This window comes from Pseudarthrobacter cremeus, assembly GCF_051857465.1.
GTDB lineage: Bacteria > Actinomycetota > Actinomycetes > Actinomycetales > Micrococcaceae > Arthrobacter.
In genome coordinates this window covers 104,407-116,653 of sequence record NZ_JBPZHC010000009.1, presented here as the reverse complement: position 1 = coordinate 116,653, position 12,247 = coordinate 104,407, and the positions used below count along the sequence as shown (strand labels likewise).

Annotated in this window: 11 protein-coding genes and 2 tRNA genes; 3 read left to right on the top strand and 10 right to left on the bottom strand. The window is 65.6% G+C overall.

All coding sequences use genetic code 11. The features are described from left to right. Nucleotides 1-126: 126 nt before the first annotated feature. From ACS5PJ_RS16610 to ACS5PJ_RS16595, 4 genes are all read right to left on the bottom strand, one after another. Entirely contained in the window at nucleotides 127-1,323 is a 1,197-nt protein-coding gene (locus tag ACS5PJ_RS16610; protein ID WP_439435972.1) for a glycosyltransferase, read from the bottom strand. Nucleotides 1,324-1,433: 110 nt separating this feature from the next. Further along, entirely contained in the window at nucleotides 1,434-2,342 is a 909-nt protein-coding gene (locus tag ACS5PJ_RS16605) for a DMT family transporter (RefSeq protein WP_439435971.1), read from the bottom strand. Next, nucleotides 2,342-2,983 carry a CDP-alcohol phosphatidyltransferase family protein gene (locus ACS5PJ_RS16600; protein WP_439435970.1) on the bottom strand — a complete coding sequence of 214 codons (642 nt, stop codon included), beginning with the start codon at nucleotides 2,981-2,983 and terminating at the stop codon, nucleotides 2,342-2,344. The genes ACS5PJ_RS16605 and ACS5PJ_RS16600 overlap by 1 nt, the downstream gene beginning before the upstream one ends. 46 nt (nucleotides 2,984-3,029) lie before the next feature. Further along, entirely contained in the window at nucleotides 3,030-3,884 is an 855-nt protein-coding gene (locus ACS5PJ_RS16595; RefSeq protein ID WP_439435969.1) for a phage holin family protein, read from the bottom strand. 188 nt (nucleotides 3,885-4,072) lie between these two features. Between ACS5PJ_RS16595 and ACS5PJ_RS16590 the strand changes: the two genes are divergently transcribed. The 3 genes from ACS5PJ_RS16590 (at nucleotide 4,073) to ACS5PJ_RS16580 (ending at nucleotide 5,998) form a co-directional block, all read left to right on the top strand. Beyond that, the gene (locus ACS5PJ_RS16590; RefSeq protein WP_439435968.1) at nucleotides 4,073-5,296 is read left to right on the top strand and encodes a multidrug effflux MFS transporter; all 1,224 of its coding nucleotides are present in this window, start codon (nucleotides 4,073-4,075) and stop codon (nucleotides 5,294-5,296) included. 25 nt (nucleotides 5,297-5,321) lie between these two features. After that, nucleotides 5,322-5,501 carry a YMGG-like glycine zipper-containing protein gene (locus ACS5PJ_RS16585; protein WP_439435967.1) on the top strand — a complete coding sequence of 60 codons (180 nt, stop codon included), beginning with the start codon at nucleotides 5,322-5,324 and terminating at the stop codon, nucleotides 5,499-5,501. An 89-nt stretch (nucleotides 5,502-5,590) separates the two neighbouring features. Further along, nucleotides 5,591-5,998: a hypothetical protein gene (locus tag ACS5PJ_RS16580; RefSeq protein ID WP_439435966.1), complete on the top strand. Its 408-nt coding sequence runs from the start codon at nucleotides 5,591-5,593 to the stop codon at nucleotides 5,996-5,998. Nucleotides 5,999-6,005: 7 nt separating this feature from the next. On the opposite strand, the gene ACS5PJ_RS16575 is transcribed toward ACS5PJ_RS16580, so the two are convergent. The 6 genes from ACS5PJ_RS16575 to dusB all read right to left on the bottom strand — a co-directional run bounded on the left by ACS5PJ_RS16575 (nucleotide 6,006) and on the right by dusB (nucleotide 12,228). Next, nucleotides 6,006-7,202 carry an FAD-dependent monooxygenase gene (locus ACS5PJ_RS16575; RefSeq protein ID WP_439435965.1) on the bottom strand — a complete coding sequence of 399 codons (1,197 nt, stop codon included), beginning with the start codon at nucleotides 7,200-7,202 and terminating at the stop codon, nucleotides 6,006-6,008. Nucleotides 7,203-7,404: 202 nt separating this feature from the next. Next, a tRNA-Asn gene (locus tag ACS5PJ_RS16570) sits at nucleotides 7,405-7,477 on the bottom strand. 125 nt (nucleotides 7,478-7,602) lie between these two features. Beyond that, a tRNA-Asn gene (locus ACS5PJ_RS16565) sits at nucleotides 7,603-7,675 on the bottom strand. Between the two features lie 79 nt (nucleotides 7,676-7,754). Then, nucleotides 7,755-9,680, bottom strand: a complete 1,926-nt coding sequence (gene dnaG, locus ACS5PJ_RS16560) for a DNA primase (RefSeq protein WP_439435964.1) — start codon at nucleotides 9,678-9,680, stop codon at nucleotides 7,755-7,757. A gap of 87 nt (nucleotides 9,681-9,767) precedes the next feature. Then, a complete protein-coding gene (locus ACS5PJ_RS16555) occupies nucleotides 9,768-11,066 on the bottom strand; it encodes a deoxyguanosinetriphosphate triphosphohydrolase (RefSeq protein ID WP_108599964.1) in 1,299 nt (432 codons plus the stop codon). Next, the gene (gene dusB / locus ACS5PJ_RS16550) at nucleotides 11,050-12,228 is read right to left on the bottom strand and encodes a tRNA dihydrouridine synthase DusB (protein ID WP_439435963.1); all 1,179 of its coding nucleotides are present in this window, start codon (nucleotides 12,226-12,228) and stop codon (nucleotides 11,050-11,052) included. The genes ACS5PJ_RS16555 and dusB overlap by 17 nt, the downstream gene beginning before the upstream one ends. Nucleotides 12,229-12,247: the final 19 nt, after the last annotated feature.

Here is a 12,247-nt window from a genome sequence, read left to right as displayed (position 1 = left end):
CGCCGGCCTGGTCCGCAAAGGACTTCGGTTACAGCAGGGCAAAAACACTCTAGCAAACCGCAGCGGGGCCTTCGGACCACCGGGTGGCAGTCGCTGGCCGTTCGCCAGCGCCCGGCGGGCCCGCCCTCAGACCGCCTTGTCCTCGAAGCTGGCACCCCGGTAGAGGTCCTCGAACGTCTGCAGCGTGCCCTCCATGCTGTGCGCCTCCACCATCCGGCGGCTGGCCCGGCCCATCACGGCACGCTGGTCGGGAGGAAGCTGCATGATCCGGGTGATCTTTTCAGCGAGGTCGTCGCTGTCATTGGGCGTGAACAGGTAGCCATTCTCGCCGTCCCGCACCAGATGCGGCAGGGCCATCGCATCGGCGAGCAGAACAGGCGTGGACGCAGACATGGCTTCGAGGGTTACCAGCGACTGCAGTTCAGCGGTGCCCGGCATGCAGAACAGATCCGCCTTGATGTAGGCCTCCCTGAGGTCCTCATCACTGGCGAGGCCCAGGAATTTCACCCGTTCGCCCAGGCCCATCCGTTCAGCCTGCGCTTCGAGTGCACTGCGGACTTCGCCGCCGCCCACAATTTCCAGATGGACATTGAGCGCCGGCGGCGTTTTGGCAACCGCGTCGATGAGCACATCCACGTGCTTTTCCTCGGCCAGGCGTCCCACGAACAACACCGTGGGGAAGGGGTTGGGTTCGATGACTTCGCCTGGCTTCAGCTCGTAAGCCGCCGAGTCGATGCCGTTGGAGAGCGGCAGGACTTTTCGCAGGAAGGCGTGCTGGTGCATGGCCTTGGCAGCCAGCGGAGTAGGCGTCGTCACCACATCGGCCTGGCCCATGACCTTGCCCATGTCCTTCCAGGAAATCTTTCCGATGATGTCCTTGAACCACTGCGGGAACGGCAGGAACGGGTTCAGATTCTCCGGCATGAAGTGATTGGTGGCCACAACCCTGACGCCGCGCTTCACAGCTTCATACAGGACGTGCTCGCCGATCATGTAGTGGCTCTGGATGTGCACCACGTCAGGCTTCAGGCGGTCGAACAGGAGGCTGATTTCCTTCTTGATTTCCCACGGAAAGCAGATCCGGAAGTACTCGTGGGTCCACACCCCGTGGGAACGCAGCCGGTGCACTGTGGCCTCGGAGCGGAACTCCGTGAAGCTCGCACCGTTATCTGCGCGGCAAGCCAGCACATGCACATCGTGGCCCCGGCCGGTCATACCCTTCGCGAGGCGGTAGCTGAACTGGGCGGCCCCGTTGATGTGGGGCGGATAGGTATCGGCTGCAATCAGGACGGTCAGGGGTGGCTGGTCAGAGGGCGTTGTCACGTGGAGAGCTCCTGAAGGTCACGGGGCGGCAGCTGTCGCCGGCCGCCGCGGTTTTGCCGCGCTGTGGCGCCGGGCAGTTGGATACAAATCGGCTGGTGGATGGACGTGGGCTAATGGGCCGCCCTGCCCGCCGCCTTCCGCGCGTCTTTCTTGCGCTTGGTGACCTCGGGGTGGTGCCTGGAAAGGGCGATCACCCCCACGATAGCAAGCGAAGCAGCAGTAGCCATGGCAATCGCCATCACGGCGTGGACGTCAGGGCGCAGTTCGCCCAGGATCACGATGCCGATGGCGATGCCCACGATCGGATCAATGACCGTCAGGCCGGCGATCACCAGATCCGGAGGGCCGCCGGAGTAGGCGCTCTGGACAAACCAGGACCCCAGGCCGCCGGCCGCGGCTATTGCCACCACCGAGTACCACTGGACATTGAGCAGAACCAGCCCATTCGGATCCAGCAGATGCTTACCGATAATCCGGGTGAGCACTGCGACAAACCCGAACAGCACACCGGCACCAAGGATGTAAACGAACGCACTCATCCGGTGCCGGAACATCACCGCCAGGGTACCAAAAACGCCCACGGCGAGTGCCAGCAGGAGCACAATGGTCAGTTCGTCGTCCTGGCTGACGTGGTGGTTCTCCTGGGTCACGTTGACGGCCAGAAGGACGAAAAGTGCCGAACCCGTCACGCACGCCGCAATCGAGACCATGGTTGCGCGGTTGATGGTGAGGCCCTGGTCGCGGGCGTTGACCACGGTGGTAATGACCAGGGCAATCGCCCCGATCGGCTGCACCACGGTCAGCGGGGCGGACACGAGCGCCACGGCGTTCATTCCCATCCCCACGCATAACAGGAGCAGACCAAGGACCCAACGCGGGTTCCGGAGAAGACGAAGGAAGCCGTTTGAGCTCAGGGCGAGCCCTCCGGTGTCGGCTTTGACGGCACTTCCCTGTTTTTGCGCCCCAAAGGCAAGGCAGAAAGCGCCCAGCACCGCGAGCAGAACCGCCACCCATACCATCAGGCGGCGCCGCCGTCGTGACGTGACTGCGTGCCCTGGTGTGACTGCATTCTGCCTTTACGCAGGATGGCCCAAAAGTAGTTATAGGCCGCGATCCAGTGGCCTGCGAGTCCCAGTCCGAGGACAATCCAGGCAGCCACGGACAACGGCCCGGTGAACTGGTGGTCCAGGCGCGAGAGGATGAGCAGCGGCGTCCCCAGCAGGAGCAGCCCCGTGCGGATCTTGCCTACCCGGCTGACAGGGAGATCGGGATGGCCATGGAAGTAGGAGAGGGTCATCACCAGGAGCACGGCATCAGGCACTACGAGCGCTGCGAGGTACAGCCAATTCACGACGCCGGCGATCACCAGCGTGACCGCCACCGCTATCAGGGCGAGCCGGTCGGCAAGGGGATCCAGAACCCGGCCAAGCCTGGACGCCTGGTCGAAACGGCGGGCCACATAGCCGTCAACCCAGTCACTGCCGGCCATGACCGCCAGCACGACCACGGCGATGCCGTACTCCTTCTGCGCCAGCACCAGCCAGATGAAGAGCGGCACACCCATAAAGCGCAGCACCGTGAGCGCGTTCGGGATGGTAAGGACCCGGTCGTGGTCCACCTGGGGGCGGCCGGGACGTGAGCCAGCACCAATGAACTTCAATCCGTCCCCTCCTCCCTACAACACAGTGTGAACGCGTGGCTTGTTGTTATGGGTTCCGGAGCAGCTTGCGAAGCAGGACCACAAGAACCGTTGCGGACGCCGCAAGGGCTGCAAGCGGCTTCCAGCGGAGTCCGGGACCCTCAGCCGGCTCCGAGAGCGCAGCGAATCTCCGGCCGGCAGCTTCCAGGCCGTGATCGAACGCGGTCTTGCCCTCGCCCAGCTTTTCCTTGGCGGTACCCGCGAGGAACCTGACCTGGGGCTTGATGTCGAGCTCAGCGTCCAGTTCGTCACGGACTTCAGCGATATGGCGCCGCCGCTGCTCAATGCGGCGGTGGAGCTCGGGCTCGGAGGCGTGCGGGAATTCCTTCTTGTGTGCCTCGGCTTTGGCTTCTTTCTCAGCCTTGGCCTTCGCAGCTGCCTCGTCCTTGGCCGCCTTGGCGGCCTTCGCCTCCGGGCTGTCCGGATCAAGAATTGCGGCGTTGAAGGCCGAGCCTTCCTTGGCAATTCCAAGATCGTACTTAATCCCGCGGATTGTCTCCTCGGGGACCAAGGGCATGGCCTTCTTGAATTTCCGGACGCCGATCAGTGCGCCGATGAGGGCAATGACCAGGAAAGCCGCGCACACCAGGAGAGCGGCCAGCCATGCCGGCATGATGGTGGCCAGGCCCATGATGGCGGCCACTATGAGGCCAACCACGAGGAAAGCCAGGAAAATGAGCGCGACACCCAGGAACGCGGCGGCAACTCCCACCTGGATGCCCTTGCGCTTGATCTCAACCTTGGCGAAGGCGATTTCGTCATTGAGTTGGCGGGGGGCCAGGCGGAGGAGTAATTTCACCGTTCTGGGAAGCGCAGTGATCCGTAATCCCTGGCTGGTCCGCCCGGTGTGACGTCCGCTCATCGGTTACCGCCTTACTTGTTGCTGGTCTCTTGCCTGGTCGCTCGGCTTCCGGGTGCTGCGGGAGCGTGCGGCAGCACAGTCCCGCCCCCAAAACTATCATTCAGGTTCAGGGCAAACTTCAGGGCTGGCCGTGCGGCGCGCCCGCACCCCCGCAAAGATGGAGCCTCGCGCGCCTAGGATTGGTCTCCGTGACCATTCACTCCAATCCGGGCGATTCGCTGAGCCGCCGCCGGAAACTGTTGTACATACTCCTTCTCGGTGCCCTCACGGCCTTGGGCCCCTTCACGATTGACCTGTACCTGCCGGCATTCCCTGCGCTGGAGGAAAGCCTGGGAGTCACCGCGGCGCAGGTCCAGCTGACGCTGGCCGGCACCACAGTTGGCTTTGCCCTGGGTCAGCTGGTGGTGGGACCGATCAGCGACAAGTTCGGCCGGCGGCTCCCGCTGATCCTCGCCACCGCTGTGCACATCGCGTCCTCGGTGGGAGCTGCGTTGTCCACGGACATCGGCACGCTGGGCTTCTTCCGCGTCCTGATGGGCGTCGGTGCGGCAGGCGGCGGCGTGGTGGCCATGGCCATGGTGCGGGACCTGTTCGCCGGGTACGCCATGGTCCGGATGTTTTCGCGCATGGCACTGGTGAACGGCCTGGCGCCAATCCTTGCCCCGGTTATCGGCTCCCAGCTGCTTCTGGTAATGCCCTGGCCCGGCATCTTCGTGTTCCTCGCCTGCTACGGCACGGTGGTGATCATCGCGGCACTTTTCCTGGTCCGCGAAACACTGCCACCGGAAAAGCGCGGCCAGTCCGGGATGACGGCCCGCCAGCGGTACAAAGTCCTCTTCACTGACCGGATCTTCGTTGGCCTCCTGCTGGTGGGCGGTATGAATTTTGCCGGCCTCTTCACGTATCTGTCGGCGTCGCCTTTCCTGTTCCAGAATATTTTCGGGTTCTCGCCCCAGCAGTACGGCCTTCTCTTCGGCGTAAATTCGCTGGGCATCGTGGCTGGAGTGCAGATCAGCTCCCGGCTGATCAGGCGGGTTCCGCCCCAGTGGATCATTGCCTGTTCCACAGGCTGGATGTTCCTGATGGCCCTGCTGATCGTCGCCTTCGACCAGGCCGGCCTGGGGCTCTGGGGGGTCATGGTTCCGCTGTGGTTCTACATCATGGGTGCCGGCTTCACCTTTCCCTGCGTGCAGGTCCTGGCACTGGCCAGCCACGGCGCCCAGGCCGGGACAGCCGCATCCCTGCTGGGCGCCGCGACGTTCCTTATGGCCGGCCTGATCTCGCCCGTGGTGGGCTGGCTGGGCATCACCAGCTCGACCCCCATGGGCGCCGTGCAGGCGGCCTGTATCCTGGTGGCGATTGCGGGCCTTTGGCTGATAGTCAGGCCGCGGACTGTCCCCTCCATCCACTGACTTCCCCTGCCTGAAAGGTGGCCTGATGCAACGCAAACCGCACCGCAACCCCCGGGGACTGTTCCTCGGGGCGGTGCTGGGCGCCGTCGCAGGTTACTTCGCGGGGCGGATGTTCGGCAGTGCCGCCATCGGGATCATCCTCGGCGCGCTGGCTGGCGCTGCCCTGTTGTACCGGCTCAACCCCGGCCCGTGGAACCGTCCCTGACCGCTGCTGATCCTGTGGCGGTGCCAGTGCCAGTGCCAAGGGTGTCCTGCCATTGCCGCCCGGGACACTTACCGCGATAAAATAAATCCGTGGCCAGCTGGCAGTATCCCTCACCGCTTCCAGCCACATGGCAACGCTGCGACTCCGGCATCCTGCCCCTGTGGTGGGAACGGTTGTGCGCCCAGACCGGTGAGCAGTCCGCGGCGCTCTATGCTGCCGGCCTGTTCACGGAGGACCGCCGCCGGCCCATCGCCCAATGGTTTAACCCGGCTTTCAATGCAGCCCTGCTGGTGGCGCCCGAGACGTCCCCTGAGTGGCCGGTCCAGCGCTTCGGAATCTTTTACGCACCGCCGGGTTCGGGGTTTTCCCGGGTGCACTCGGCACCCCATGAATGGCATCCGCGCGAGCCGCGCAAGTCCCCCACCGAACAGGAAGCCTTCCTGGCGGCCATCGCCGAGGCGGAGCGGTTCCTGCAGGTGGAAATGGACTTCGTGTAAGGGATGCCTAGGACTGCGGCGCGCCCGATACCGCAGGATGCTCCCAGCGCATTACGAAGTCGGCCTGCCGGAGGGCTGCCGAGGGGCCCAGGAGTCCCATGGCGCGCAGCATCCCGTTCCGGAGAGCACGCGTGAGAGGGTGGCGTGCCGTCGCGAGCCGTGCCATTGCCTCCGACCGGCGGACCATGAGTGAGGTGCGCGGGAGCCTCGCTGCGGTGTAATCCGCCAGGCCGTCCGCTACTGTCCCGGCGACGCTGAGGCAGTAAGCCAAAGTCACCGCATCCTCGATCGCCTGGCACGCGCCCTGTCCCAGGTTCGGGGCCATGGCATGGGCAGCATCACCAAGGATGGCCACCCTGCCCACGTTGAATGACGGCAACGGTACCCGCATCGAATGGATGTCCGTGCGGAGGACCGACGAGGCGTCGATCCGGGCGATGGCCTCCGGAATCGGTGCATGCAGGTGTCCGAAGCGCCGTGTCAGTTCGGCGTTCCCGTCCTCGTGCCCGCCCCGGGTCATCGGAGCATCGACGGCCGCCTCCGCGAAGACGTACAGCCATCCGTTGGCTAGCGGCAGCATGCCGAATTCGCCGCCGGAACTCCACGTCGTGCCGATGTGCGTGCCGACGCCATCGGCCTCAATGACGGCCTGCCAGGCCGTCAGCCCGGCAAACGCCGGCGCCGGATGCCCGGGAAAGAGTGCCGGGCGGGTTCGGGAGTGTATTCCGTCGGCTGCGACCACCAGGTCGCCGCGGAGCACTTCGCCGGTGTCCAGCGTGACCTCGCCCTCGTGGGCGTTGACCGTCGCCGCCATCGTACCGAGCCGCAGGGAGCCTTCCGGCAGGAGGGAGTGCAGCATCCCGACGAGCTCGGCACGGCGCACCGCCACGAAGGGATGCCCGTACCGCTCAAGGGCGATGGCGGAGTCATTGTGGGACAGCCAGGCACCCCGGGCGTTCCTGATGCCTCCATCGCCCTGCAGCGCGGCGAGGGCGTGGATCCTTGCCACGATGCCTCCAGGGATGGCGTCCAGCGCCCGCTGGGCGTTCGGCGCCATGGCCAGGGCGTAGCCGACGGGTTTGAGCTTCGGAGTCCGTTCAATGACCTGAACGTCCCAGCCTTTGCCCGCCAGGGCCAGGGCCGCCGTAAGGCCGCCAATGCCCGCACCGATGATGATTGCCCGTTGTCGCGCCGTCCCCGTCATTTCGCGCCTCCGCGTCCCCCTGTCGCCCCGGAACGGCGGCGGTAGACACATCATGCACCTGCACCGCGCCAACCGGAAGACGGGATTTCCGTGCTGGTTCAGGCCGTGGGCCCTGCGGCCGTTTACTGGCTGCGGCTTCCACGGCGGGAGGGCAAGAAAAATCCCCGCCCTCACTCGGAGAACGGGGATTATTCGTTGATTGCTCCTCCTGCTGGACTTGAACCAGCAACCCTTCGATTAACAGTCGAATGCTCTGCCAATTGAGCTAAGGAGGAATGAAGCAGGTATGACATTAGCAAAGGTTTCCCGGCTATGGGAAATCGGCAGACGCGGTGCGCAGGATACCCTCCCCGGGTATAAAAAAATCCCCGCTCCGGAGGACCGGAACGGGGATTGTGCGCTCCTCCTGCTGGACTTGAACCAGCAACCCTTCGATTAACAGTCGAATGCTCTGCCAATTGAGCTAAGGAGGAATGAAGCGGGTATCAGCCTAGCAAACTCCCCGCGGGGAAGTGAAATCGGGCAATGGAACGGGCCCGCAGCGCCAACAGATCAGGCGTCCGAGCGCAATGCCCGGCGTTCCATTTCCAGCATCATCAGTTCGCGGTTGAGACGCTGGTAGTCCTCCGGATGCGCCGCGGCATCCAGCCGCTGCAGCTGGCCCATCTTGTCCGCCTTCACCCGGGTGATCTGCAGCTCGAAAAGCCGCGACAGAATGTCCCTGCAGTATTTCTGGACTGCCTCGGCGGTGCTTGCCGGCAAAGGCACCACGGCAAGTTCGGACACGAGGGGACGGAGCGGTTCCGGGACCTCGTTCATGATCTGTTCGACCCAGCGCACCGGCTCGCCGATCAGCCCCGGACCGGACGCCCGCATGGCGTCGTGCACAGCCTGGAAAGCGGGCGTCACGAACCGGGCCGCGGAGAAGCGCTCCCAGATGCCGCCGCCCAGCAGGGCGGGCTCCTGCAGCGCCACCTCCAGCGCCTGCCGCTCCATGGACGCCACGGGGTCCCGGGGGTCCGGCCGGTTGAAGGACGGGACAGCGCCCGACGCCGGTCCGGCAGCTACGCCGGGCCCGCCGGCCTGTGCCGTCCTCACGGGAGCCGCGGCCCCGGACGGCGTCCCCGGGGACGCCTGGGCGCCGCTACTGGCCGCCTTCATGGCGGCGCCGACAGCGCGGGAGACCTCTTCAACCGACATGCCCAGCCAGCCGGCCAGTTCGCGGGCATAAGCGGGCCTGATGCCGGCGTCGCGGATCTGGGCCACGACGGGAGCCGATTCCCGCAGGGCTGCCACCCTTCCCTCTACGGTGTCCAGGTTGTGGCGCTTCAACGTGGCCCGGATGGCAAACTCGAACAGCGGCCGCCGTGTGTTGATGAGGTCGCGGACAGCCGCATCGCCTTTGCTTTGCCGCAGCTCGCAAGGATCCGCCCCGGAGGGCTCCACCGCAACGTAGGTCTGGGCCGTAAAGCGCTGGTCCTCCTCGAAGGCGCGCAGGGCGGCCTTCTGCCCGGCGGCGTCGCCGTCGAAGGTGAAGATGACCTCTCCCCCGGTGCCGTCGTCGGACAACAGGCGCCGGGCAATCTTGATGTGCTCGGTGCCGAACGCTGTGCCGCAGGTGGCTACCGCCGTCGGAATTCCCGCGAGGTGGCAGGCCATGACGTCCGTATAGCCTTCCACCACCACCAGTTGGCGGTCTTTGGCGATGTTCCGCTTGGCGAGGTCGATCCCGTACAGGACCTGGGACTTCTTGTAGAGCGTGGTTTCGGGCGTGTTGAGGTACTTGGGGCCCTGATCGTCCTCGTAGAGCTTGCGGGCGCCGAAGCCGATGGTGTCCCCCGCAATGTCACGGATGGGCCAGATCAGCCGGCCACGGAAACGGTCATAGATCCCCCGGTTGCCTTCCGAGAACATTCCGGTGAGCTTAAGCTCAGCGTCCGTGAACCCGCGGCCACGGAGGTGCTTCAGGAGCGCGTCCCAGCCCTGCGGGGCATAACCGACACCGAACTGTTCCGAAGCAGCCCGGTCAAAGCCGCGGTTGTAGAGGAAGTTGCGGCCCTCGGCCGCACCCGGGGTGAGGAGCTGGGCACGGAAGAACTCGTCGGCGATCTTGTGGGCATCCAGGAGGCGCTGGCGTTTGCCGACCTCTTCCCGGTTGGGCCCCGTTCCGCCGTCCTCGTAGCGCAGCTCGTAGCCGATACGGGCGGCCAGCTTTTCCACGGCTTCATGGAAGGAGGTGTGGTCCTGCTTCTGGACAAAGGCGATGACGTCGCCGTCTTCGCCGCAGCCGAAGCAGTGGTATCTGCCCACCTGCGGGCGGACAGTGAACGACGGCGAGCGTTCGTCGTGGAAGGGGCACAGGCCCTTGTAGGTCCCCAGCCCGGCACCCTTGAGCGTGACGTAGCCGTCAACCACTTCCTTGATGTCCGTGCGCTGGCGTACTTCGTCAATATCTTCACGTTTGATCAGGCCAGCCACAGAGCCATCCTAGACCCGCCGCAGGGCTGGGGTTGAAGCGGGGCCTGCCATATGTGGGCAGTTGCGTCGAAGGTCACCACCATCCAGTCACCACAGCGAGGGCAGGCTGCCCACCAGCCGTTCGTACATGGCCAGCGCCGAACCGTCGGTCAGCGAGGCGACCTGGTCGATCACAACCCTCAGCCGGGCGCCGTCGTCTGCTGCATCCCGCCAGTCCGCGGCGAACATGGGCTCCAGGTGGCGGTCCCCGGTGGAGTTCAAAGCCGTCACCAGGGCGTGGAGCACCTCGCGCTGGCGCTCGTAGATGGGCTGCCGGTGCTCGGTGGTCATGACGAAAGTTGTGGCCAGGCCCTTCATCACGGCGATCTCCATCACCGTCTCATCCGGGACCATCAGCTCGGCGTTGTAGCGGGTGAGGTTTTCCGGGCCGTAGAGGGCGCGGGTGGTCTCCAATGCACTCTGGCAGAACCTGCCGATGAGCTGGCTGGTCATGTTTTTCAGGGCCGCCATGGACTTGCGGCTGCCGTCGGCCTCGCGCACCCAGACGTCGGTTGCCTCGAGCCGGGCCAGGGCGGCGTCGATGGCCGCGGGATCGTTGTGCGGGAGGTACCACTGTTTGGCATAGCCCACCACGCGGGCGCGGTGGTCCGGATTGTCCATCCACCGCAGCTGGAAATGGCCCGCCACGATCGCGTCCTCGACGTCGTGGACTGAGTAGGAGATGTCGTCGGCCAGGTCCATGACCTGGGCTTCCAGGCAGGACCGGCGCACCGGGGCGCCTTCGCGGAGCCAGTTGAAGATCGGCAGGTCATCCTCGTAGGCACCGAACTTGCTGGTGCGCTGACCATGGATCACCGGCGCTTCCAGCGCCGACCAAGGGTATTTGGCGGCGGCGTCCAGGCTGGCCCGGGTCAGGTTCAGTCCGGCGGGGCTTCCGTCCGGAGCCAGGACCTTCGGTTCAAGCCGGGTGAGCAGCCGCAGGGTCTGGGCATTGCCTTCAAAGCCGCCGATCGCATGGGCCACTTCGTTCAGGGCCGATTCACCGTTGTGGCCGAACGGCGGGTGGCCGAGGTCATGGCTGAGGCAGGCGGTGTCCACCACATCCGGGTCGCAGCCCAGGGCGCGGCCGAGTTCCCGGCCCACCTGGGCAACTTCCAGGCTGTGGGTCAGGCGGGTGCGGACGAAGTCGTCGGTGTCCGGCGCCACCACCTGCGTCTTGGCTCCCAGGCGGCGCAGGGCCGACGAATGGAGCACCCGGGCGCGGTCCCGTTCGAAGTCGGAGCGGTAGGTGTTCTTAGGTGACTCCTCCACCCACCGGGCAGAGTCGTGGGGCTCGTAGCCGGGCAGGACCGGGGCCGTAGTGCGGGTTTCAGCCACCGGAGACATCCAGTTCGGCGGCGGAGATGTCCTTGGACTGTGCCTCGTTCAGGGAGCGGGACTCCAGCCAGTCCTTGGGCAGCGCAGGAGTTTTCGGCGAGCCGGCGCGGCCGCGGGGGCCTTCGGCGTCGACGCCGGGGTACGGCGATGCGGAGTCCAGTTCGTCCAAAGCCGCCCGAAGTTCCTCAAGGCTGTTCACCAGCGTCATCCGGGTCCGCAGTTCGCCGCCCACCACGTAGCCCTTGAAGTACCAGGCAATATGCTTGCGTATCTCGCGCAGGGCTTTGCCCTCGTCGCCGAAGGTTTCGACCATCAGTTCGGCGTGCCGGTAGACGCTCTCGGAAACCTTGCCCAGATCCGGTTGGTGACGGACGTCGCTTCCTTCGAAAGCAGCCATCAGGTCGCCGAACAGCCACGGCCGTCCCTGGCAGCCGCGGCCCACCACCACGCCATCCACTCCGGTTTCCCGGACCATCCGGACGGCGTCCTCAGCGGACCAGATGTCGCCGTTGCCCAGGACGGGAATGTCGGGGAGGGCTTCGCGCAGGCGGGCGATCGCGGTCCAGTCGGCCTGGCCGGAGTAGAACTGCGCCGCGGTGCGGCCATGAAGCGCGACGGCGGCGACCCCGGCATCGCGGGCGATCCGGCCCGCCTCGAGGTATGTCAGGTGGTCTTCGTCGATGCCTTTGCGCATTTTGATGGTGAGCGGGACGTTGCCCTTGGACGCCTCCTTCACCGCGGTCTGGACGATGGAGGTGAACAGGTCGATCTTCCAGGGCAGGGCGGAGCCGCCGCCGCGCCGTGTCACCTTCGGGACCGGGCAGCCGAAGTTCAGGTCGATGTGGTCAGCCCTGTCCTCTTCCACCAGCATGCGCACTGCCTGGCCGACAGTGACGGGGTCCACGCCGTACAGCTGGACTGAGCGGACTTTCTCGTCGTCGTCGTGCGAGATGATGCGCAGGGACTCCGGGGTGCGCTCCACGAGGGCGCGCGAGGTCACCATCTCGGCTACGTACATACCGCCGCCGTACTCACGGCAGAGGCGGCGGAACGCGGAGTTGGTGATGCCGGCCATAGGAGCCAGGATCACGGGGGTATCCACCGTGATGGGGCCCAGCTTCAGGGGCGGGAGTTCCAGCTTGGGGGCAGGAGGCGTTGCTACAACAGTCACCCGTCCATTGTCTCAAAGA